The organism is Chloroflexota bacterium, from assembly GCA_016875875.1.
GTDB lineage: Bacteria > Chloroflexota > Dehalococcoidia > GIF9 > UBA5629 > 9FT-COMBO-48-23.
On the sequence record VGOP01000010.1, the window covers coordinates 25,902 to 48,031 of the forward strand.

At 48.1% G+C, this 22,130-nt stretch carries 27 protein-coding genes and 2 tRNA genes; 12 read left to right on the top strand and 17 right to left on the bottom strand.

Annotation, left to right across the window (positions count from 1 at the left end):
* Positions 1 to 70: 70 nt before the first annotated feature.
* Positions 71 to 556 (top strand): HIT domain-containing protein, encoded by a 486-nt coding sequence (locus FJ023_08015; protein ID MBM4447275.1) that lies wholly within the window; start codon positions 71 to 73, stop codon positions 554 to 556.
* A gap of 3 nt (positions 557 to 559) precedes the next feature.
* Here FJ023_08015 and pheA read toward each other — a convergent pair whose 3' ends face one another.
* From pheA to FJ023_08040, 5 genes are read right to left on the bottom strand one after another with little or no spacing between them, the layout of a single operon-like run.
* On the bottom strand, positions 560 to 1,375 hold the full coding sequence (gene pheA, locus FJ023_08020; GenBank protein MBM4447276.1) for a prephenate dehydratase: 816 nt from the start codon (positions 1,373 to 1,375) through the stop codon (positions 560 to 562).
* A 20-nt stretch (positions 1,376 to 1,395) separates the two neighbouring features.
* Positions 1,396 to 2,058 (bottom strand): TrkA family potassium uptake protein, encoded by a 663-nt coding sequence (locus FJ023_08025; GenBank protein ID MBM4447277.1) that lies wholly within the window; start codon positions 2,056 to 2,058, stop codon positions 1,396 to 1,398.
* A gap of 19 nt (positions 2,059 to 2,077) precedes the next feature.
* A complete protein-coding gene (locus FJ023_08030; GenBank protein MBM4447278.1) occupies positions 2,078 to 2,479 on the bottom strand; it encodes a TrkA family potassium uptake protein in 402 nt (133 codons plus the stop codon).
* Positions 2,480 to 2,484: 5 nt separating this feature from the next.
* Positions 2,485 to 2,916, bottom strand: coding sequence for a universal stress protein (locus FJ023_08035; GenBank protein ID MBM4447279.1), 432 nt, complete (start codon positions 2,914 to 2,916; stop codon positions 2,485 to 2,487).
* Positions 2,917 to 2,960: 44 nt separating this feature from the next.
* A complete protein-coding gene (locus FJ023_08040) occupies positions 2,961 to 4,502 on the bottom strand; it encodes an APC family permease (GenBank protein ID MBM4447280.1) in 1,542 nt (513 codons plus the stop codon).
* Between the two features lie 150 nt (positions 4,503 to 4,652).
* On the opposite strand from FJ023_08040, the gene FJ023_08045 reads away from it, so the two are divergent.
* From FJ023_08045 to FJ023_08070, 6 genes are all read left to right on the top strand, one after another.
* Positions 4,653 to 4,729 (top strand) — tRNA-His (locus FJ023_08045).
* A 45-nt stretch (positions 4,730 to 4,774) separates the two neighbouring features.
* Positions 4,775 to 4,851: transfer RNA gene (locus FJ023_08050), tRNA-Arg, on the top strand.
* A gap of 112 nt (positions 4,852 to 4,963) precedes the next feature.
* Positions 4,964 to 5,608 (top strand): hypothetical protein, encoded by a 645-nt coding sequence (locus FJ023_08055; protein ID MBM4447281.1) that lies wholly within the window; start codon positions 4,964 to 4,966, stop codon positions 5,606 to 5,608.
* 96 nt (positions 5,609 to 5,704) lie between these two features.
* The gene (locus tag FJ023_08060; GenBank protein ID MBM4447282.1) at positions 5,705 to 6,088 is read left to right on the top strand and encodes a sporulation protein YtfJ; all 384 of its coding nucleotides are present in this window, start codon (positions 5,705 to 5,707) and stop codon (positions 6,086 to 6,088) included.
* Complete coding sequence (locus FJ023_08065) at positions 6,089 to 6,694, top strand: DUF2953 domain-containing protein (GenBank protein ID MBM4447283.1); 606 nt, start codon at positions 6,089 to 6,091, stop codon at positions 6,692 to 6,694. It abuts the gene before it with no gap.
* Entirely contained in the window at positions 6,676 to 6,930 is a 255-nt protein-coding gene (locus tag FJ023_08070; protein ID MBM4447284.1) for a hypothetical protein, read from the top strand. Before FJ023_08065 ends, FJ023_08070 begins: the two co-directional genes overlap by 19 nt.
* A gap of 63 nt (positions 6,931 to 6,993) precedes the next feature.
* Here the strand turns inward: FJ023_08070 and FJ023_08075 are convergent, their stop codons facing one another.
* Positions 6,994 to 7,902 carry a diacylglycerol kinase family lipid kinase gene (locus tag FJ023_08075; GenBank protein ID MBM4447285.1) on the bottom strand — a complete coding sequence of 303 codons (909 nt, stop codon included), beginning with the start codon at positions 7,900 to 7,902 and terminating at the stop codon, positions 6,994 to 6,996.
* A gap of 181 nt (positions 7,903 to 8,083) precedes the next feature.
* On the opposite strand from FJ023_08075, the gene FJ023_08080 reads away from it, so the two are divergent.
* The gene (locus FJ023_08080; protein MBM4447286.1) at positions 8,084 to 8,974 is read left to right on the top strand and encodes a PAC2 family protein; all 891 of its coding nucleotides are present in this window, start codon (positions 8,084 to 8,086) and stop codon (positions 8,972 to 8,974) included.
* Positions 8,975 to 9,017: 43 nt separating this feature from the next.
* Here FJ023_08080 and FJ023_08085 read toward each other — a convergent pair whose 3' ends face one another.
* Both FJ023_08085 and mtaB read right to left on the bottom strand, forming a co-directional pair.
* The gene (locus FJ023_08085) at positions 9,018 to 9,236 is read right to left on the bottom strand and encodes a DUF167 domain-containing protein (protein ID MBM4447287.1); all 219 of its coding nucleotides are present in this window, start codon (positions 9,234 to 9,236) and stop codon (positions 9,018 to 9,020) included.
* Positions 9,226 to 10,497, bottom strand: a complete 1,272-nt coding sequence (mtaB, locus tag FJ023_08090) for a tRNA (N(6)-L-threonylcarbamoyladenosine(37)-C(2))-methylthiotransferase MtaB (GenBank protein ID MBM4447288.1) — start codon at positions 10,495 to 10,497, stop codon at positions 9,226 to 9,228. The genes FJ023_08085 and mtaB overlap by 11 nt, the downstream gene beginning before the upstream one ends.
* Before the next feature lie 252 nt (positions 10,498 to 10,749).
* Between mtaB and recJ the strand changes: the two genes are divergently transcribed.
* On the top strand, positions 10,750 to 12,459 hold the full coding sequence (recJ, locus tag FJ023_08095) for a single-stranded-DNA-specific exonuclease RecJ (protein MBM4447289.1): 1,710 nt from the start codon (positions 10,750 to 10,752) through the stop codon (positions 12,457 to 12,459).
* Here recJ and lgt read toward each other — a convergent pair.
* From lgt to FJ023_08115, 4 genes are all read right to left on the bottom strand, one after another.
* Complete coding sequence (lgt, locus tag FJ023_08100; GenBank protein ID MBM4447290.1) at positions 12,428 to 13,252, bottom strand: prolipoprotein diacylglyceryl transferase; 825 nt, start codon at positions 13,250 to 13,252, stop codon at positions 12,428 to 12,430. The two genes, recJ and lgt, sit on opposite strands and share 32 nt — an antisense overlap.
* A 13-nt stretch (positions 13,253 to 13,265) precedes the next feature.
* Positions 13,266 to 14,174, bottom strand: coding sequence for a signal recognition particle-docking protein FtsY (gene ftsY, locus FJ023_08105; protein MBM4447291.1), 909 nt, complete (start codon positions 14,172 to 14,174; stop codon positions 13,266 to 13,268).
* A 128-nt stretch (positions 14,175 to 14,302) separates the two neighbouring features.
* Positions 14,303 to 14,920: a hypothetical protein gene (locus tag FJ023_08110; protein ID MBM4447292.1), complete on the bottom strand. Its 618-nt coding sequence runs from the start codon at positions 14,918 to 14,920 to the stop codon at positions 14,303 to 14,305.
* Positions 14,921 to 14,944: 24 nt separating this feature from the next.
* Positions 14,945 to 15,382: a transcriptional repressor gene (locus tag FJ023_08115; protein ID MBM4447293.1), complete on the bottom strand. Its 438-nt coding sequence runs from the start codon at positions 15,380 to 15,382 to the stop codon at positions 14,945 to 14,947.
* Between the two features lie 129 nt (positions 15,383 to 15,511).
* Here FJ023_08115 and FJ023_08120 point away from each other — a divergent pair, with 129 nt between their 5' ends.
* Complete coding sequence (locus FJ023_08120) at positions 15,512 to 16,195, top strand: hypothetical protein (protein ID MBM4447294.1); 684 nt, start codon at positions 15,512 to 15,514, stop codon at positions 16,193 to 16,195.
* Here FJ023_08120 and FJ023_08125 read toward each other — a convergent pair.
* The 3 genes from FJ023_08125 to FJ023_08135 all read right to left on the bottom strand — a co-directional run bounded on the left by FJ023_08125 (position 16,192) and on the right by FJ023_08135 (position 19,455).
* A complete protein-coding gene (locus FJ023_08125; protein ID MBM4447295.1) occupies positions 16,192 to 18,471 on the bottom strand; it encodes a DEAD/DEAH box helicase in 2,280 nt (759 codons plus the stop codon). The two genes, FJ023_08120 and FJ023_08125, sit on opposite strands and share 4 nt — an antisense overlap.
* A 307-nt stretch (positions 18,472 to 18,778) precedes the next feature.
* Positions 18,779 to 19,072 (bottom strand): DUF503 domain-containing protein, encoded by a 294-nt coding sequence (locus FJ023_08130; GenBank protein ID MBM4447296.1) that lies wholly within the window; start codon positions 19,070 to 19,072, stop codon positions 18,779 to 18,781.
* A gap of 89 nt (positions 19,073 to 19,161) precedes the next feature.
* A complete protein-coding gene (locus tag FJ023_08135) occupies positions 19,162 to 19,455 on the bottom strand; it encodes a zinc-binding protein (protein ID MBM4447297.1) in 294 nt (97 codons plus the stop codon).
* Between the two features lie 224 nt (positions 19,456 to 19,679).
* Between FJ023_08135 and FJ023_08140 the strand changes: the two genes are divergently transcribed.
* On the top strand, positions 19,680 to 20,234 hold the full coding sequence (locus FJ023_08140) for a hypothetical protein (GenBank protein ID MBM4447298.1): 555 nt from the start codon (positions 19,680 to 19,682) through the stop codon (positions 20,232 to 20,234).
* A 10-nt stretch (positions 20,235 to 20,244) separates the two neighbouring features.
* The gene (locus FJ023_08145; GenBank protein MBM4447299.1) at positions 20,245 to 20,955 is read left to right on the top strand and encodes a PKD domain-containing protein; all 711 of its coding nucleotides are present in this window, start codon (positions 20,245 to 20,247) and stop codon (positions 20,953 to 20,955) included.
* A 27-nt stretch (positions 20,956 to 20,982) separates the two neighbouring features.
* Here the strand turns inward: FJ023_08145 and FJ023_08150 are convergent, their stop codons facing one another.
* Both FJ023_08150 and FJ023_08155 read right to left on the bottom strand, forming a co-directional pair.
* Positions 20,983 to 21,705: a UPF0280 family protein gene (locus FJ023_08150; protein ID MBM4447300.1), complete on the bottom strand. Its 723-nt coding sequence runs from the start codon at positions 21,703 to 21,705 to the stop codon at positions 20,983 to 20,985.
* Positions 21,706 to 22,119, bottom strand: a complete 414-nt coding sequence (locus FJ023_08155) for a 4Fe-4S dicluster domain-containing protein (GenBank protein MBM4447301.1) — start codon at positions 22,117 to 22,119, stop codon at positions 21,706 to 21,708.
* Between the last annotated feature and the right edge of the window lie 11 nt (positions 22,120 to 22,130).

The following is a 22,130-nucleotide window of genomic DNA, read 5'->3' on the forward strand; positions in this document are numbered from 1 at the left end:
CAAAGTCAATATCATTGCAATTAGCTATGAAGACATGTAAGATAATGCGAGATAGAAACAGAAGACAAAAATGGAACAAATCTGGGCGCCATGGCGAATAGAATACATACGTCAAGCTGAAAAAGGCGGCTGCTTTCTGTGCGAGAAACCTAAAGAAGCCAACGATGAGTCCAACCTAATCCTTCGGCGGGGCAAAGGCAACTTCATAATTCTGAACTTCTTCCCCTATAATCCAGGACATCTGATGGTAGCACCTTATCGCCACATAGGCCACCTTGACGGGCTGACAGATGAAGAGGCAAAGGAGCACTTCGAACTGGTTAAGCAGAGCCTCAGATTGTTAATCGAAGTAATAAAACCAGCCGGTTTCAACATCGGCATGAATCTAGGCAAGGTAGCTGGGGCTGGGGTAGATGACCATCTTCACACCCACATAGTACCTCGATGGCGGGGTGACACAAACTTCATGCCGGTGATTTCGAATACCAAAGTTTTACCTGAGGCATTAGCAGCGACTTACAACAAGTTGAAGGATGGTTTGCGGATTGTCTCTTAGCTGTCAATCGCCGGCACGGGGATAAGAGCCAAGTATTTTAATGAAATTGGTTTTCTGTTTAAGCTCCGTCAGGGCTTCCTGCCAAACTCTATCATCTATGTGCCCTTCAAAATCAACATAGAATATATATTCCCATGGTTTATCTTTACTGGGCCTTGATTCCAACTTTGTCAGGTTCATGCCCCTGGTGGCAAAAGCCCCCAAGCAAGCATATAACGCTCCAGGAAGGTTCTTGGTGCCAAAGACCAGAGACGTCTTACTTTTCGGTGCAGGCTGAGCCTTCTTCTTGGAGATAACAAAGAATCTGGTGTAGTTATTGACATTGGTCTCAATCTTCTCCGCCAGGGTCTCCAGACCATAAATCTGAGCTGCTCGCTTGCTTGCCACAGCAGCACATCCCTTCAGACCAGCTTCCTTTATCCTTTTGGCGCTACCAGCAGTATCATAGGTAGGCACAATGTCAGCCTTGAGCCTCCTCAAAAACTCCTCGCACTGGGCTAAGGCCTGAGGGTGTGAATAGATCACCTTTATTCTATCCAGACTTTCCCCAGGCAAAGCCATCAAACAATGGCTTATCCTGAGATGAATTTCACCGAAAATATTTAGAGGATAACTTAACAACATATCATAGGTATCATTAATGCTGCCGGCTTGAGAATTCTCCACCGGAACCACACCGAAATCGACATCATCTCTAAGCACAGCTTCAAAAACATCGCCTATATAACGGTTGGGGGAAAGCTCGGCATCCTCAAAGAAGGTGACTACGGCATCTTCACTGAATGCTCCACTCTCCCCCTGAAAAGCAACCTTAGTCATTCCTCTGCCCCACACCAAGGCTAGTCGCTAGCCAATTTCTCTTGCAGAGTCTGCTCGCTGTCAGTAGTTGTTAAAGCGATGATGCGGTCATTAACCTCCAGGATAGTATCGGCTGTAGGCACTTGAGGCTTCTGTCCATTGCGTATTAGCAGAGCTAAAATAGAATCGGAAGGTAATGACAGCTCCTTAACCGACTTACCCGCTGATTTCGACCCCTCCAGTATTTTGACCTCAACTATTTCCATCTTCTCCTCCCCCATGGTCAAGAGGTGAATTAGCGGATGCGTGGGTATTTTCTCTTCGATATGCTCCAGAATAAGGTTGGTAACACTGATGGGACAGTCAACACCCAGCTTCCTAAAGATTTCTTCATTTTTAGGATCGTTGACCCGAGCTATGGTCCGCGGTACACCAAATTTGTGCTTAGCCACCTGGCAAGCCACCAGGTTATCTTCATCCTCATCGGTAGCTGCTATAAATACCTCAGCCCTAGATACCCCAGCCTCGGCCAGAGTAGTTACTTCACAACCGTCACCCCTCACACACACACTTCCCAGCTCATCCTCAAAATTTTCACACTTAGTGGCATCCCTATCCAGCACCAATACCTCGTGCTTCTCCTTGAGTAGCGCTTTACACAAGTGATAACCAACGCTGCCCCCACCGATGATAATTATGTACATCTCTGCAGTTTCACCTCTTTCACGTAGCCAGAAGCTTATCCCTTAGCAATTGGGCAAAGACAGTTGTCGGGCTGACAGCCTCAAGCCCAAGCGCCTCATACACGTCTTTGCGCAACGGGTCGTATATGCGACAGATTACCTTCGGAACATTAAATATGTTTTTAGCAATCTGGGCTGCCATAACGTTGCGATTATCGCCTTGAGTCACTGCTACAAAGGCATCAGCTTCCCCGATACCAGCTTTCCTTAGCATCTCTTCGTCAGTACCATCACCAACCAGCGCTGTACCTCCGAAACTTGGCGGCAACCGTCTAAAACTATGGGCATCCACATCTAGAACAGTTATCTTATGCCCATCAGCATCGAGTAAGCTGGCCAGTTGAGCGCCAACCCGACCGCACCCCATAATAATAATCTTCATAATTCTCACCTCAAGCCCATCGGTTCGCGGTACAGCAGGACACGGCAAGGCGCTTCCTCTAAAACATAAGGTATGACTCTGCCCAAGTTAAAAACACCGAAACGCTTCTTGTGCGTAAAACCCATCAAAATTAAATCAACCTCTTTTTCCATTGCCTCATCTACAATAGCCGGCCCTGCATCTCGTCCCTGAATTAAATCCGTCTCAATTTCATAATCCCTGTTAGAAGCAATATCTTCAGCACGAGCTAATGTCTCTTCAGCCCTACGTATTTCAGATTCGATTACAGCGTCCAAAGGCAGACTGCGCTTGACTTCAATGACATAAACAACAAAAATCTTTGCCTTAGGTTTCTTAGCCAGGTCGCAGGCTAACTTCACAACCTCCACATCAGAATCCTTGCCGTTTACCGCGACTAATATTCTTTCAAGTCTCATCAGACCGCGTTATCCATTATAGTTTTGCCCGACAAGTTGTGCAATCATTCTTTATCACCCGTAAGTCCAGTCGGCGAACCATCTGTTTGACTTGGAGACACGCGCCTCAGCCGGCGAAAAAGAAAATACATACCAAACCCGAACGCCATCCAGGCCAAGCCGACCCAGCGACTATACGGTTGCATTATCAACACTACTATCCAGATAGCAGTAGTGCCTAACAAGCCAAGGATTGTTGTAACAGGTAAATCCCGTTGACCAATCTGAACATTCCAGCCAAGTTTAAAGGGTCTGGGAATATCCGGCTTCCTTACTCGTAAAGCCAGGATGGATAGGTGCGCCAGGGCAAAAGAAAGCATTGAGCCGAAAGCATAAAGCCCACCTAAGTTAGCGAACACATCGGGACCAAAAAAGCCTGGCATCTGCAAAACAAGCGCTATTAGAGTAAAAACGATTATAGAAATATAAGGAGTTTTAGAACGAGGATGTACACGGCTCAGCTCTGCCGGTATAAGCTGAAACCTTCCTAGAGAAAATGCTAGGCGGGAAATGCCCAATAGTCCAGCATTTGTGGCTATAAATAATATGGTTGCCGCTAACAACGCTACCAGCACCGGAAGCACACTGCGCAGCCCCTGTAAAACATAGGCAACAACAATCTGATGAGCTGGCTCAGAAAACCCCTTTGTCAACTCGTTAGGAACAATAGCTGCAGAAAGGTTGTGGGCAATGCCAGCTACAGGGTCCGTTGCCCAATTAGAACCCAACTCAGCCGGTGTCATTGCTGAAAAAGCAGACACGGAGATACCTGCGAATATGACTAAGACAACGATAGTCATTAAAACTAACGCTCTGGGGGCCCTCACTTGAGGACGCCTGGTCTCTTCAGCCATCTGTGACACAGTCTCCAAACCGGTAAAAGCAATAGCGGCTATGGCCACGCCGAAAATCAAATTTGGAGTCGATGGCCAGTAACCGGTAATTCGTTCCCAAAAGACTACCGGATTGAAGAGAATCAACAAAGCCAACACTATGATCAACACCTGAGTAGCAATGTCGAGAATAGCCAAAGAGAAGTTCAGCCGTGATGACTCCCTGACGCCGATGACGTTAATCATCATAAGTATGCACACGATGCCCATGGCAGCCCCTGTATGGATTATCGGCGATGCTTTCAGTGGTTCCCAGAAATAACCGAGGTAGGAAGGGATGGTGTAGGCAGAAATGGAGATAGTAACAATATAACCGAACATGAGAGCCCAGCCGGCGATAAACCCCGTTAGGTCATTAAAACCATGGCGAGCAAAGCTGGCAGAGCCACCAGCTTCAGGAAACATGGCTGTACCTTCGGCATAAGTGAGAGCGGTGAAAACGAACAAGATGCCAGCTATACCTAAGACTATAGGCGTTGCCCCCAGAGCCACCAGAGCCACAAGACCCAAAGCATAATAAATGGAGGAGCCGACATCGCCATAGGCGGTACTGAACAATCCGGGAATACCGAGGACCCGCCGTAGAGGATGTAATTTAACTCGGGGACTGCGGACGAACTTATCGCCCAGCTTGGGCTGCCAATCATTACGCACAGATAATTGTTTTTGCTCCCGTTATCGGCGAATTGTAGTCTTGTTCTCAATCGTTGTCAATAGGTTTTCACCCTCTAGAGGCCTTTGGCTATATTTTGTCAATTGAATCGCATATAGCCGCTCAGCTATAATAACTAACTGTGACCCATGGTGAGCGTAGCCGAGTGGTTTAAGGCGCCAGGTTGTGGCCCTGGAGAACGAGGGTTCGAATCCCTCCGCTCACCCCAATTTTAACAAGCCTTCAAGAAAGCGGGGAGCCCACAGCATCACTTGCGCCTATAGCTCAGCGGACAAGAGCACCGGTCTTCGGAACCGGGGGTCGTGGGTTCGAATCCCTCTAGGCGCGCCATTTATCTATTTATACCAGCACCCCTCGCACTGCCTAATTTCATCTCCATTAGCTTGCTTCCGTTTTTTTAGGGAACAAGCTGTATGATAAACTAAGAGGAAGGAGCACGAACATGACACAGGAATTAGGCAAAATAGAAAAACCCGAAGCTGCAAGCTTCAAAAAGGGAAGGAAACTTTTACTCGTTCCATTGATATACTCACACAAAGACGCCCCCTCTGAGTACACCGAGAGATATGAACTCTACTGGAAGCAGGTGGCAGAACACGTAGTCAACCTTGAAGCGAAAATAGGCACTGTTAACCGGGTCTACCACGAATCAATCAGCTTAGGTGGCGATGACGGCCTCAAGATTATGGAGAGACTGAACCCAAAAAGCTATCAAATCGCCAAGCAAAAGTGCCAAGATGGTGCCAAACTTGAGGTGATAGAAGATAAGGAATTAGCAGAGGAAACCATCGACTGGGAGAGATGCTTATTTATCGGATTCCTGAGCGATAAAGTAGCCAAGAAAGTGTCTGAATTCTACATCGAAGCTTCAAGGAAAAGATATGAACATATCAGCAAAAGCATAGACGAAACGCTGAAAGCCGATGAAACAGCCATGCTGTTCATTAGAGAGGGACACATACTACAATTTACCGAAGACCTAGAGGTATTCAGTGTGTCACCTCCGGCCCTTGATGAAATTCACCGCTGGCTTCGCGACCGCGCACCGGCAAAAGAACCGGAAGGCGATAGCCAATCAGAAACTTGAATCTGCTCTAACATTTTGATAACCTGCTCTTCTAGGCATACTTTTACACCGTGGTATAATATCCTACATTGCAGGAGAACGCCCTAGGAGGAAATTATGGATGACGTTGAGAAACTAATTAAAACAACACTCGGAGAAATCGAGAAAGTTATTGACGCCAAGACCGTTGTCGGTGAACCCATAACTATCGAGGGTACAACTCTGATTCCCTTGATGAGCGTTGGCTTTGGCTTTGCTGCCGGCGGTGGCTCGGGTAAGGGAGAGACCAAAGAGACCTCAGAGGGTGGAGGCAGTGGCAGCGGGGGCGGTGCCGGGGTAAGACCCATTGCTGTCATAGTCATCGATAAGGACGGCGTCAGGATAGAGCCAATAAAGGGGGGTATGGCAACAGCCATAGAGAAATTGAGCGAAACCATACCTGATATTGCGGCAAAACTCACCGAAAGATGGGGAGAAAGGAAAAAAGAAGGGGAAAAATAGTTGTGGGCAATTGTTGTTCTAGCTAGCCTAGCGGTACTCATCACACTTCTCCTCTGTGTTCCACTCGACCTGGTACTCCGTACAAACATGGCCGGAAGACCCAAATTCAGCATGAGATTAGTATGGCTCTTCGGCCTGATCAGTCACGAATTAAGGCCAGGAGAGAAGAGGCTTGAGAAAGAGAAAGCTACTGAACATAAACAGAAGCCAAAAAACTGGACACTGGGGATAAGACTCACGTTAGAAGTCCTGCGAACCAAAGGTCTCCTAAGACAATTTGGTAGCTTCCTGAAAAGAATTCTCAGACACATTAAGATTAGGGAACTCGTAGCAAACCTCAAGGTAGGGCTTGATAATCCGGCTGATACAGGCTTACTATTTGCCTTTGCAGCACCAGTTAATCTACTTCTGAGTTATTTCTCGCCTCACCCGATAAAGATCGAGCCTTCATTTGCCGGCGAGGCTATTATCGAAGGTCATCTTTACGGAACGTTAAGGCTGAGGCCTATCCAATTGGCTGCACCTCTGATTGGATTCGCCTTCTCATTGCCCACATTGCGAGCTGCGAAGAAATTGGTTTTGTCTAAATGGAAAAGAAAAAGGTAACAATCGGCGGCCCTGTCGCAATAGCCGGAATAACTCTAATCTTGGTAACAAGATTATCGCTTAACTGCCAGCCCAGCGGCAGCAGTATCTTTTTCTCTGGCGTTAAACAACCTGTCAGAGTAGTGGTGGCTTCGCCATCAGCAAAGAAAGCCTTCGACGTCACCGGAAAGGAAATTTCACTAGACCAGCTTTTAAAAGAAACCCCTGGTCTAGCCGGTATGCTGGAAAGAGCGTAACTCGTTCCACATCTGGTACTGCGGAAGTGCTACTGACTAGAATCAACCGCGAAACTGTGGCCTCTAGATGACAATGTTCAGTGCCCCAGGTAGTACACTGAAGCGGGCTGGTGCTTCTCCAAGAAGTTCACCATCAGCCTGGACAGCCGACGTTAATGTCGGACTTATCTCTACCTCCCGTGCTCGCATCAAGGTCACCTTCGGGTGGGTGAGGTGAGTGCCTCTGTAGATTCTGGGAATTGACATGATAAGGTCCGGCTTGGTTATATCATCTATTATCACCAAGTCAAAAAAACCATCACCCGGGTCAGCATTAGGTGCCGGCATCATACCTCCACCTCCATACCTGCCGTTGTTCAGCAGGACAGTGCAAATCCTTCTTTCCCCATGTTCTCCATCCACTGTGATGGACACATCCCTGTTTTCGTAGGACATAAGGGTAGAGAATAGTCCCATCAGATAGGAAGGCATATCACCCAGAGCCTTAAATTTCTCAGTAGTTGCCCTAACAACTTCAGCATCGAAACCAATGCCGGCAAAATTCACAAACAACCGCTTCTTCCGTTGTCCATCCTTGGTATATTCAACGACACCGAGGTCTACCGTGCGCCTGCCAGGGCTTAGAAGACATTGACAAGCTTCTTTATAACGACGAGGCACACCGATGGTACGGATGTAATCGGCGCCCGTTCCTGTATTTACGATACCCACTGCCACATTAGCACTGCCACCAGCCTCATGTAAGCCATTCACTATCTCATGTATAGTTCCGTCACCACCCACAGATACCACGATTTCATAGCCCTTCTTGACTGCCGATTTAGCCAGCTCTATGGCATGACCAGGAGCTTCGGTAACATCATGCTCGAAGTCTAGCCCCAAACTCTTCAGCAGGCTCATAATCTGCGGCCATTTCTTGGCAGTCTTTCCCGCACCAGCGGCTGGATTAACTATAACTCTCATACGTGCCACGTTCGCTTTCCTCCTCGTGCATTAGGTTTATGTATCACACGCTTTACCCCAAAAGTATAACATGCCAGTCAATGCCTAGCATAACAAGGACAATTCTGCTACATTTCTTTACCATTACCAGTTATGTTAGACTGAAAGGACAGAAAAAGGAGCTTTAGTCGTTTCTAAACTTGGAACTGAGATGGAAATAAGTGAAACAGCCATACACAAACTGCCAGAACTTCGCAATCCCGATTTTATAGCTGCCCTTGCTGGCTGGTCTGATGCCGCCCAGGTTGCCACCGGAACTGTCCTTTATTTAGCCAGGGGCCTGAATGCCACCGGGTTTGCTCATATAGAAGGTGACCAATTCTACGACTTCTCCACTACACGCCCTGAGGTAACTGTTGACAGGGGATTAATAACATCGCTACAACTGCCACACAACAGTCTTCTCTTCTGGAGAAACCCGAAAGCTGACCATGATTTGGTTTTGCTTCACGGCATCGAACCTCAACGCCACTGGCAGAAATTCATTGACACAATCCTGGACTTAGCCAGCAAACTCAAGGTCCGGAGAATGTACGCCTTAGGTGGGCTCCATGACAGTATCCCTCACACAAAAGAGCCGAGGATATCCGGCGTAGTAAATAGAGCCAGCCTCTTAAACGTGCTCCAAAAGCATCATATTGAACCAATAAACTACCAAGGACCAAGCGGCCTGCACAGCTTGCTGCTGACCAACTGCGCCCGGAGAGACATAGAAGCCATCAGCCTCTGGGGGCATGCTCCCTTCTACGTCCGGGTCGAGACCAATCCCATGGTCTGCCTCGGGCTCGTCAAAAAGTTGACCGAGTTGCTGGAAATTGAAATCGACTTTGCGGAACTCATAAAAGCTGGCGAACACCTGCAGGATATGCTGAACCAGCTCTTGGCTGACAACAAGGAACTGCAACTCTACATCCAGAAGCTGGAGGAACAATACGAAATTGAAGGCATCACGCCTAGAGAGCCATCGCCCGGTGCCGACAGGATTATCAAGGAGGTAGAGGACTTTCTGCGCAGTCAACGCCGCAAGGGAGAAACACAATAATTAACTCGCCTGCTAAACTTATAGCAACTATGTTATTTATTAACTATCGTGAAATCTCGATAACTTTGTCGCGGCTTCCGAAGCCACTTGAGATGGTTACCTGTTTCTGCGGAACTTCAAAATAGTCGGCCAACAATTTAATGACTGCCTTGTTGGCCTTGCCTTCTTTAGCAGGTTCCTTTACCCTCACCAGAAACCCACCACCTTCCCTAATAACTTCATCGGTTTTCGAATTGGGAACCACCTTGACTCTAACCTTCACTTATAATCTCCCCCCATAACCCCTGATCATGCAATCGAACCAGACGTGCCGATCGAAGCTGATTGGTCAATGGCTCACTGCTTTGAGTGAAAACCCGAATATAGTTGTGGCTAAGTCCGGAATATATCCCGCTGCCGGGAGTAACCTCCTTTTCCCACAAGACAGTCATGTTCTGCCCCAAGAATCGCTGACAGAATTTGCGCACACTCCGTTGAGCCAGCTCCAGCATCCGCTGACTGCACTCTTTCTTCAGCTTGTCATTAATCTGCCCTGACATCCTTGCCGCCAACGTCCCCGGTCGGGAGGAATAACTGAAAACATGAATATTAGCAAAATCAATTTCCTGACAAAAGCGATAGCTTCCCTCAAACTCCTCAACGTTTTCACCGGGAAAACCCACCATAATATCTGTAGTTATAGAAGTATCAGGTACAATCTTTCGAATCAAAGACGCCGCTTGCCTATAATCAGCAACTGAATAACGGCGCCTCATCCGTCCAAGAACACTGTCACTACCACTCTGTAATGCCAGATGGAAGTGACGACATAAACGAGGGTCTTGCCACAGGCTGAGGAGCTCTGGCGAGATGTCCTGAGGCTGTAAAGATGAAAGATGCAGCCGTTCCACGCCCGTAACTTCAAGAACCTGCTCAACCAATTGCTTAAGATTCATCCCGTTGTGCTTATAGCCGCCGATTTTAGTCCCAGTGAGTACCACTTCCTTATAGCCAGCAGCGACCCTTGTCTTCACCTCGCTAACTACATCCGCCATCGGCAGGCAATGCTCTCGGCCACGCACCTGAGGCACAATGCAATAGGTACAGAAATCGTTACAGCCATCCTGAATCTTTATGAAACTGCGAACCCGACTAACGCCATCGGCCACAATCTGCCCCGGTGAATAATGAGCCACAGGAGCATGCCCATCTTTTAGCATGTCCAGAAGATGCATCTTCCGCTCATTGCCCACAACAAGACCAGCACCGACCTGAGCCAGTTCCTGAGGAGTTCTTTGTGCATAACAGCCGGTGGCGATAATTAAGGCTCCTGGATTTCTTGCCCGCCACAGCCTCACTAAATGCCGTGATTTGCGGTCGGCGATGTGAGTAACCGTACAGGTGTTTAAGACATAAATATCTGCCCCGTCACCGCTAACAACACGATATCCGGCCTCGGCAAATTGTCTAGCCAGCAATTCGCTCTCGGCTTGATTAAGTTTGCATCCCAGGGTATGAAAGGCTACTTTTAAGTTATCCTCCATAATCTTAACTCATTACTGAATCCACTACTAATAGCAATAGTGTCCCGTAGCAATTTATTCGGTAGGCTGCAACATCTTTAGATTACTTACCCCCCATGTAGCAGCGACCCTAAATGGTCGCTTCGGCGAGGCTAAAGCCTCGCCACTACATATCAACAAACAGACTAGTAACAATTATATTTACCTCGTGCTTACCAGGTCAATTAAGATTTCCCCGTTCTGACTTGCGGGCGGTAATAACTTGTGGTATAAATCAGGCAATCGGATGTCCGAGGCACAGGCTTGAGCCGCACCCATTGGAGACTACTAACCCCAGCCAAACCAACGAGCGACATACCTGGGATTCACCAGCTATTGGCTCAACTGCTTTGCAATCGAGGCATCTCAGAATCCTCCCAAATCGAGGCCTTCCTGAATGCTGACAGCCGACTCGAAGCCGACCCATTTCTTCTCCCTGACATGCCTCAAGCGGTAAGCAGGACTTATCAGGCTCTACTTTCCGGTGAGGAAATCGCCATCTACGGTGACTTTGACGCTGATGGCATAACCGCCACGGCATTACTCGTTCAAGGGCTTTCAGCACTTGGGGGCAAAGTCATTCCCTATATACCCCACCGTTACCGTGAAGGCTACGGCTTGCAAGTAGCTGCTCTGGAAAAGCTCCGCAAACAAGGCATCAGCCTTATCATCACCGTCGACACTGGCATTACTGCCATTACTGAAATCCAAAAAGCCCGAAAGATGGGAATAGACATAATCATCACCGACCACCACCTACCGCTAGCTTCTCTGCCGCCAGCCTTGGCAGTGGTTAACCCTAAACGAAGCGATTCCGCTTGCCAATCAACCGAACTTGCTGGGGTAGGTGTCGCTTTCAAACTTTTTCAGGCACTCCTTAAGGGCAGTGGCCGGGAAGAATTACTGAACAGGTTATTAGACCTGGTAGCTTTAGGCACCGTAACCGATATGGTGCCACTGACTGGCGACAATCGCTACTGGGTGAAGCGTGGGCTTGAACTTCTTAACAATACCGAGCGCCTCGGGCTTCAAGAGATGATGCGCGGTGCCAGCCTAAAACCGGGTAATCTCGATACTGAAAGTATATCCTGGATATTAGGACCTCGCCTCAATGCCGCCGGTAGACTTGATGATGCTGCCACAAGCTACCAATTGCTCCTCACACAAGACCCAAAAGAGGCTGCCTCACTGGCTTTAGAGCTAGAGGGAAAGAATGCCAAAAGGCAACGGCTAACCAGCGAACTGCTGGAACGAGCCAGAAAAAGGATAATTGCTACCGGAACCGACTTCCCGCTGCTGATGACAGGTGAAGAAGACTACCCAGCAGGTGTTATGGGGCTTGTCGCCGGCAGATTATCGGAAGAGTTCTACCGCCCGGTACTCATTTTCAAATTTGGTGCCGATATATGCCGTGGCAGCGGGCGGAGCATACCTGAGTTTGACCTAATGGCCGCCCTAAAAGACTGCCGCGACCTTTTATCTAACTTTGGTGGCCATACTAAGGCAGCCGGCTTCACCGTACCCACCACCAACCTCACTCAACTCCAAAAGCGGCTCCTCACTCTGGCTGAAGCTCAACTGGCTGGCCTAGACCTCCGTCCTCACATTGACATCGATGCGGAAGTGCCCCTATCGATCTTCACCGGGGAAACCTTCACTCAAATACAACGGCTGGCCCCGTTTGGCTCCGGCAATCCATTACCCGTCTTTGTCAGTCGCCATGTCGAAATCGTTGACCAGCGTCAGATTGGCAGCCAGGGTGAACATCTGGGACTAAAACTGAAACAAGCAAATATGGTCTGGGACGCTATCGGCTTCCGGCTTGGCAACCGTGCTCAAGAAACAACCACTTATCTGGATATCGCCTACAATTTGGAAGTGGACCGCTGGAACGATGGGCACAGGCTTCGACTTAAGCTCCTCGATTTTGACCCGTCTCATTGACCTCGCTGACACCTGCTGGGGACGGTTGCTTCGCCCGATAACGCCACATCCTGACAATAAGCCAAGGCACTGTTACCAGAAGTATTATTATGCCAATTAACTGAGCCTGCTGCAAACCGAAAAGGAAAGGCTCTCCTGCTCGCACAAACCTTATGCTCAGGTCACCAGCAGCATACAGGGCGAGGTAGAGTAGAAAGAGCGAGCCCTGCGGCTTGAGTCGGGTGCGTAACGACCAGAGTATGCCAAATCCTATCAAGTTCCAGAGCAGGTGATAAATCTGTGTAGGCTGGAATGTCTCATCAAGGGGACAATAACTGCCCGGATTCGTATAAACCACGCCCCAGGGCAAAGACGTAGGCAACCCGTAGCAGCAGCCATTTATGAGGCAGCCAATCCTGCCTATAGCCTGCCCCAGAATTGCCCCTGGAGCAGCAACATCGCCTATTTGCCAAAAGGAGAGCTTCTTAACCCAGCAATAAATCAACACTGCTATTAAGGCGCCCAGAACTGCTCCGTAAACGGTCAAGCCAGCAAAGTTAAGTATCTGCGTAGGATTAGCCATATAATAATCCCACTTATCAATGACATGAAACAATCGTGAAACTAAAACACCACCGATGACCGCCCATAAGCCCATACTATAAATGTGGTCCTCAGCCAGACCGACACGTCTCGCCTCCAGCAAAGCGATGGCAATCACTGCCACAATAGCCATGACCACCATAATCCCATACCATCTCACCTCAAAAGCACCAAGGCTGAAAGCCACAGGACTGATGTTTATAGTAATCATTCTTTTCTCCTATCTACGAAAAAATCGCCTCGACAAAGGTGTTAGCATCAAAGGTAGCTATATCGTCAAGCTGCTCGCCAGTCCCAATGTAGGTAATGGGAATTTTCAGCTCATCACAGATCGCCAGTACTATCCCACCTTTGGCAGTGCCATCAAGTTTAGCCAGAAAAATTCTATTCACTCCCACCGCTTCAGTGAAATGTCTAGCCTGAGCCAGGCCATTCTGACCGGTAGTGGCATCAATTACCAGCAACACCTCTTGAGGCATCTCGTACTTACCGGACACACGCTTTATCTTTTTGAGCTCCTCCATGAGGTTAAACTTGGTATGGAGACGGCCGGCGGTGTCAATTATAACCACCTGAGCCTGTCGGCTTTGAGCTGCCTGAAGAGCATCATAGACCACTGCACCCGGGTCACCGCCAGGTTGATGAGCCACGACCTCCACCTTTACCCGTTCACCCCAGTGCTTAAGCTGGTCAATAGCCGCAGCCCTGAAGGTATCAGCAGCAGCCAGAATGACTTTCTTACCCTCATTCTTGAAACCATGGGCGAGCTTAGCAATGCTCGTCGTCTTGCCCGAGCCATTTACCCCCACTACCAGAATAATTTGCGTACCGGCTGACTTCGAAATATTCGCCACTCCAACTTCTGCCTTCAGCAGGTTCACCATCTCCTCCTTTAGGACTGCACGTATCTGTGTCCCTTCGCTCAGCTTTTCCGTTCTAATTCGCTGCTTTACCTTTTCGATTAGCTTCTGCGTGGTAGCCACACCAACATCTGCGGCAATTAGCAACCCCTCCAGCTCATCCCAAACCTCATCTTCTACCCTGGTTCGGTCGAAAAGACTGGCAACCTTACCAAACCAGCTCTCCCGGCTACGCTTCACACCTTGTTGAGTCTTATTCAGTGAATCCAGCATATCAGCACAACGACTTCTCAAATCTCAGCCATATTAGCACACAGTCTGAGAATGGGCAAAAAGATTTAACGAGTTTCCTGTAAATTGAAGGGGATTCAAACTACGTTAGACTGCACATTCGATCAGAGCTAATGGTCTATTTCGTCGTGATGATGCTGGTCGCCACCCACAAAGAGATGAGCATATACTATATCGCTGAAGCAGCAAGGAAGCCAAACTGCAAGAAATAGAAACAAGAAGACAAAAGGAAGTAAAGGAAGCCAGTTCGCCACACTAAATGCGGTGAAATAGAATAGAGATGCCCAGGTACTCAAAAATATATGTGCCGCATGCGGGAGTTTGGTTGCAGGTCGCAGATAACCTATGGCAATACCTAGAAACGCCGCTGGATTTACCAGCCACCACTCCTCTATAAAAGGTACATGAAATTCTATCGTGATTCTGAGTGACTCTCCACCGAGATAGGGAATTATACAATCGCTTAATGTGGCTATACCAATCGAGCCGGTATAACCGACTAAAATCGCCGCCCAGAGCTTACCCACGCTGTACCGCTTATACATTGCTGTGGTGACAATGGCACTGAATAAAACATGGGCGGGATGTAAAATATAAAAAATGGTCTCAGAGATATTAGAAGGTGTCTTGGCAAGAATTACGATAGCCATTACAACGATGCCGGAGACCGCTCCAGCAGCGGTAAATGGGGCATGTTTGGCTAGTTCAATTCCTATTCTTCTAAGCATGAGAGCCACCAAATAAGTCTGGAATCAAGACCTCGCCGAAGCCATACATCCAGAGCAAATACCGGAAAACTCGGAGAAGTGTTGCTCAGCCTGAAAGCCAAACTCCTGAGCAATTGCATTCTCCTCTTCACACAGTGCTTTGTCTGCATATTCACGAAGAGCGCCGCACTGACGACAAACCACGAAGCGATGGCACCCACCCCCTTCTCCAAGCGTACATTTCACAAATCCCCCCACCAGCAACACCTTGTGCGCCAGGTGAAGAAAGCAAAGAAGGTCAAGTACACGGTAGATGGTTACGTGGTTAAGATATTCGCCTTTTCGCTGCAGAATTTCTTGTATATCGTAAGGCGAGACAGGACTCTGCACCTCCGCTAAAACCTTGAGCACGCGCTTTCGCGGCTCAGTTACCCTGTAGCCTCTGCTCCGCAAGACCTCGAGCGCAACATGAATCTGAGCCATAGTCTCAATTTTATGATATTGCTATTGTAAATGCAACAATGTTGCATTAGTATTCACACCTCAATACTTACTGCCAAAGAAGTGGTAAAATGGGGTCATAAGCAATATTGAGGATGAAGGAGGCAGAACATGACAATACAGCTACGGAATGGAATGATGATAAGCATCGACGCAGCCAAGAAAGTTATAATCAATTATTACAGTAATATGGGAAAGGAGGAAGAGGAAAAGGGAGTTCATGGATATGATAAAGCCAAATTGCAAGAGGATAATCTCTTTCCTGAACACCAGATAATGCAAGCAATAGGTCTGATGTATAAACTTGGCGGCCACGGAATACCACACAAATATGTTCAGTTGCTTATTCAAAAAAGATGTGAAATCGAATCTCAGCTACAAAGAGTACCCACCAAGATAAGCATATTAGACAGACATGATGAAATTCCGTGGAGTGAACTTAAGTCGCTCTTCGATATTTTCCGTATACCTTACGTGAGCATCCCACGCCTGACAAAAATACTACACAAAAAACGGCCAAACATGATACCTATTTTAGATAGCGTTGTGGTAGGAAAATACCTACAGCCTCTCCTAGAAAAACAAGGAGTAGCAAGTATTCGTGAAGAAACACTGAGGGCAGTTTATTGTATTAAAGAGCTTAAAAAAGATGCAGACACGAATAAGGAAGCTTTGACAGAGCTTCAGAATTATTGCAAGAAAAGATGGTACGATATTTCAGTCATAAGAGTGCTAGACATTCTACTGTGGTCATGTCTCGGCCCCTTCAAAGAGAGACTATGCAAAGATTGTTAAATGCCCAGCAGCCCCTGCAGCAATACCAAGGCTGCTTTTTTATCCAGTGGCTCGTTGTTATTGCCACACTTGGGCGATTGAATGCAGCTAGGACAGCCTTCCTGGCAGGGGCATTCCTCAATTGCCTGCAAGGTGGCTGACCATAGCTCTTTTACCATCTCAAAGCCCTTTGCAGCAATACCGATCCCACCGGGATAAGCATCATAGATAAAGACTTGTGCCTTCCCCGTGTCAGGATGAAAAGGAGTAGAGACACCGCCGATGTCATTGCGGTCACACAAGGCAAATAGAGGCAGCATAGCGATAGCCGCATGTTCGGTGGCGTGCAAGCCGCCGGCAAAATCCAGTCCAACCTCAGCTACCCTCTCAATGGCTGCCTCCGGCAAGTCAAACCACAGAGCCTGGGTGAGGAAACGCAGGGGCGGCAAGTCAAGAGGCTCCTCACCAATGACCTCTTCCGTAAACTGCATCTTCTTCTTAAAACCAACTACAGTATTACTCACATCCACTTCCCCAAGACGGACTTTTATACCTAAGCAATCCCTCTCATGCTCAGTCTTCAGAATCCTGATGTCGGTTAATTCTTTTGTTTGTGTGTAATAGGGAACATCGGTCGGCATTACTATAGCCGCGCGATTCTCGAGGTCGAGCTTCTGCACCAAATATGACTCACCCTGGTGGAGATAAATAGCTCCGGGATGTATTTGGAAAAAGGCTACACTGGCTTCTACTGTCTCCATTAAATCGTAGCCGCGAGAAGCATCGATAACAGTGTAATTCTTACCCGATGTAGACCTGATGTTAATCTCCCGGGCCGGATGCGAAATTCTGGGAGAAAGATACCATCGCCCGCTGCTTTTTCTAAGCCTGCCCCCCCTTTCCAACTCGGAGAGCGCTCGATCAAAAGCGACGCCAAAAACCGCACTATCCCCATCAGCCAAAGGCTGCTCCCAGGCAGCACAAAGAAGATGTGGCTTCAGAATATTGATGTTCTCCGAGTTTATCAACGCATTCTCAAAATTTTTTTGGAAAAACAAAACGGGGTGGTGCATGTAATACTGATCGAGTGGATTATCCTGAGCAATAAGAAAGCTCAAAGAGTCGCCGACCCCTCTACCACTCCGGCCTGCCTGCTGCCAGGCGCTGGCAATGCTCCCCGGATATCCGACAAGCACGGTGGCTTCAAGGTCACCGATATCAATTCCCAGTTCTAAGGCAGTGGTTGCTACAACACCAAGAAGATGGCCGTCGAATAATTCCCGCTCAATCTGCCGCCTGTCTTCGGGAAGATAACCTGCTCGATAAGGCTTAATTAGCCGACCCAGAGAAGAGCCCAGCTGCTCCCGAGTATAGATATAAATCAGTTCGGTCAGTTTCCGGGTTCGGGTAAAAACAAGGCTACGGATACTTTTTCGGACGAGTTCAGTGAAAAGAAAGGTGGCTTCGCTATTGGAGCTGTGTCGGCCTGTCTCTATCTCATCAATAAGCGGTGGATTCCAGAAGACAAAAGACTTGCCTCCGTGAGGCGAACCATCCTCATTGATTACCTCGAAAGGCAGCCCGACGAGCCTTTCCGCATGTTCTTTAGGATTGGCAATAGTTGCCGAGCAACAAATAAACTGGGGATTAGAGCCGTAAGAGGCACACAGGCGGCGCAGGCGGCGCAAAATATTGGCTACATGAGAGCCAAAAACCCCACGGTAGACATGAGCTTCATCAATCACTACGTATTTCAAGTTGCGAAACAGCCTCGACCAAGATTTATGATTAGGCAAGATGCCCAAATGAAGCATATCAGGATTGGTGAGCACAACCTTAGCTTTCCTTTTTATCCCAGCTCGCTCCGATGGCGGCGTATCTCCATCAAACGTAGCACAGCCCCCAAAAGAAATAATCTCGGGACAACCCAGTTCATTCAAGCCCCTTAGTTGGTCTTGAGCCAAAGCCTTCGTCGGAAAAAGATACAAAGCCCGGCTGCTCGGGTCTTTTAGCATCGTCTCTAAAACCGCCAGGTTATAGCACAATGTCTTGCCGCTGGCACTGGCTGTGGCGACCATTACATTCTTGCCACGGCGAGCTTCATTAATCGCATTCGCCTGATGAGTATAAAGTGACAATATACATGAAGATTCAAGGCGCGCTTGCAAAGCAGGATGGAGAGGCTTATCTAATTCGCCAAAAGTGGCATCATGCGGCGGAATAGGCTGGACGTGGACAATCTGTTGCTTATAATCAGGTAAAGTCAGGAGGTGATGAAGAAAGGCATCAACATACATTGAAATCTACTAAATATAATTGATACTTCAGCAGAGACCAAAATGTCATTCTGAGCGCGGCGAAGAATCTCCCATTTGAAGGGACATCAAAATTCAAATACCAAAAATCAAAATGACAGGTAAAAATGCAAAAATTTAATTTTGTTCTTTACACGCGAACTTGTTTGAAGCCATATCCTTATTTTTGACTTTTGCTTTGTCATTTTGCATTTTAATGTTTAATTTTTACATTTAATCCAAGAGCGCCACATCACCCCAATGCAATCGGGGCTCCTCGCAATGACAGGCAAGCATTACTAAGCACTCTCTATGGGCCAGATAAAATCTCTATCTGCTGGTCTACGATTTCCAGCTCTGAGTAATTATTGACTATAAAGCTGATCACCTTCGATAAAGTCTCATCAACATGCTGGTTGTGGTTGCTAACGCAGGTTATACCCAAAGTTGCCAGCTGCCACAAATCTTGGTCATCCACCTCAGCTATAGAGATATTGTAATGGCTCCGAAGCCGAGAGATAATAGATTTCACTATTCGCCTTTTATCCTTAAGCGATTGACTCTCCGAAAGATGAAGTTTTATCCGGCAGATACCAGCATTCATTTCTTCACAACAAGCGGCAAATAAACCAGCTTTATCGAAAAAAAGACCCCTCTCAGCGGGGAGACTGATGAGAGGGGTGTCGGGCTATTTTAGCGACTCTCTTTCACTTCCGCGTAACAGGTGCTACAATAAATAGGCCGGTCATCTCTGGGTTCGAAAGGCACCTCGCATTCAGTACCACATTTGGCACATACTGCTTTGTGCATCTCTCTAGGTTGACCATAGCCCCGGTAGCGACTCTGCCGTTTAGCTGCTCGGCACTCTGGGCACCGACCAGGCTCATTCTGTAGCCCTCGTGACTTGTAAAACTCTTGCTCGCCTACGGTAAAAGTGAAGCTACTACCGCAGTCTTTACAAGTCAAAGTCTTGTCCGCTAGAGCCATCTATGCCTCCTTATGAAAGTTATGCCCTGTTTCTGTTGCAGTCTCTAACGGCTCAAGACCTCTATATCCATTGCCAAGAAGAATACCCTGGCAAGCTGGTCTCCCCACTATACGAGGAAGCCGAGCTAGGAAACGGCACCAGCCAGGTTTTTGCATACATTACCTAGTGTAGTTTATAATAATGAGTCAAGTCAAGTCATCACAATTGGTCGGAGATTGGTATTATGTCAGACGCTACTGAAGCAAGCCGTCAGCGGGCGAGGTCAATAGTAAGCCTAGTAGCCGGCATCATAATAGGGCTTACTCTGTTGATAGCCGGCAGTGGTAAGGTATTTGCTTTCGGTGAGATGCCCGGGCAAACCATGCAGTTCATCGGTGCCATTCTGCCGGATGCCTGGCTAACGCCGGGAGTGGCTTATTTCATTGGTTATATATTCTTCCCGTATATCATCCCTTGGACAGAGCTAGCCTTAGGCATACTCCTTCTCCTGCGCATTTGGCCACGCCTCATCGCAACTCTCTGCCTGCCTCTCACTGCAGCCTTTATGGCCAATAACTACTGGCTCATCAGCCACGGAACTACAAAATTCTCTTCCTGCGAATGCTTCGGTATATGGGAAGAGCTGTTTGGGACACCGACACCCCTGCAATCGCTCTCAATTGATATTGTACTTTTCGCCCTGGCTCTGATTATAATATTCGTGCATCCAGGCGGTTTCCTGTCTTCGCCACCGTGGCTAGCTAAGGTCAGGAAGGTAGCAAAAAGGGAAGATAAATAAGGAATACATTATGAGAAGATTTATATTAAACACATCACCAATGCACTATCCTTACAGGTTAGGCATCTTGCTGCTGATTACTGCTCTGCTTCTGAGCAGCGCCTGCAACATATCATCTCCACCGCCCACGCCACCGCCCCCACCAAACCAACCACCCACCATTAATTCCCTAACAGCGGAAAATGAGGCCCTCACTTTATCGGAATCCCAGATAATATGTGAAGCCAACGATGCCGATAGCGATAATTTGACGTATCAGTGGTCGGCTGATGGTGGGATCATTAAAGGGGAAGGCAGTAGTATCACCTGGGTCGCTCCCGATACCGCCGGCAGTTACACTATTGCAGTCACGATAACTGACGACAAAGGTGGTACGGTTGGTGAGTCGACGACGATAGCTGTTATAGACAAGCCCAACCAACCGCCAACCATAACCAGTGTGACAAAAGACGGAAATCCGCCGGACGAGGAGAATCGAGTCAGACAATGGACAACAGTGACACTTCAATGCAACGCTCAGGACCCGGATGGTGACAATTTAAGTTACCTGTGGAGAAGCACAGGTGGCCCAATTAGCGGAGAGGGGAGTACGGTTGGCTGGACTTCCCCCGGTGTTAACGGCGACTATACAGTCACCGTCGTGGTAACCGATGGTAGAGGTGGTAAGACTGAGGCGTCTATTGTCTTTAAAGTGCTTTGCTGCGGCGGCGGTCGAATCTAAAGCATTTGCATAAGCTGTTGCACCAACTCATAAAGATACAAGCTTCACGTCACCCCACATACCTATTCTATCGTCTTTGATTATGACTACGCCAACCAGCCCAGCAATAGCCTGAGCCTGTTCAATCGCCACATCAATATCGTCGGCAGTTCTAACTCTATTACCAATGGCCGTAGCTGTAGCATCAGCCAGAGTCGTGGAATGCGAAAGGACAACCACGGCATCAGCAGCACCAAAACTTAGAGAATGTCCCACAGTTCCTGAAGAAGTGCATACCCCCAAAGGCATTTCACCAGGACTTATCTCCAGAGCAATTCTGCCAGTGAAGGCAGACTCGCCGGCATAAACACCAATCAGCCTGGGTTGTGAAATCTTCATAAAGATATCACCGCCATTTTCAACAATTACCTCTGGTGTGTGGGCAAGAAGGTCTTTGCCCACAGCCTCAGCAATAGCGCCAGCCACAGCTGCCATTGGCCCAACGCCGGCTATCTGACCAGCTTGTGCCATATCTCTAACAATAGCCGGAGCATCATCACCGACAAAACAGGGCTCCAGGCTGTGGAGGAAAAGCGGATGGCTTGTGATATACTCTTCAAGCGGCGTGCGGTTTTTGATGACTGCTGCCATGGCTTCGGCCTCGAGGTTGCTTGCCGCTCGAATATAGAGGTCAGTCTCCTTAACAGTGACATCGAAGGAAACTAAACCATCGTCTTTAATCCAGCGGCGATAGGTCCTCGGCTGGTACATTCAGAAATACAGCTCCATGGCTCGAGGCGGACAGGCTTTGACACATAGCTCGCAGACAACGCACTTGTTATTGTCGAAAGTCACCTTCCGAGTCTTCGGCTCAACAGAAAAGGCTCCGGTAGGACACAAAGTAATGCAGGCGCCACAATGGGTACATCTCGATTCATTCCAAACCACATCCTGGCTCAGCGATTGAATCTTTACCCCGGTCTCAGTCAGATACTTCACCCCCTTGTCATAGCTCCTCTGCTCTCCGGCTAACTCCATGACCAAAAGCCCCTCCTCCCCAGGGGTAACTGAAGCCTTGAGAATATTAAACTCCAGGTCAAAGTCTTTCACCAATTTGTAGACTATGGGCTCATTTGTCAAACGCTTCGGAAAGTGCAAAACCAATCTCTTCGAAACAGTAGCCATACTCTCCCTCC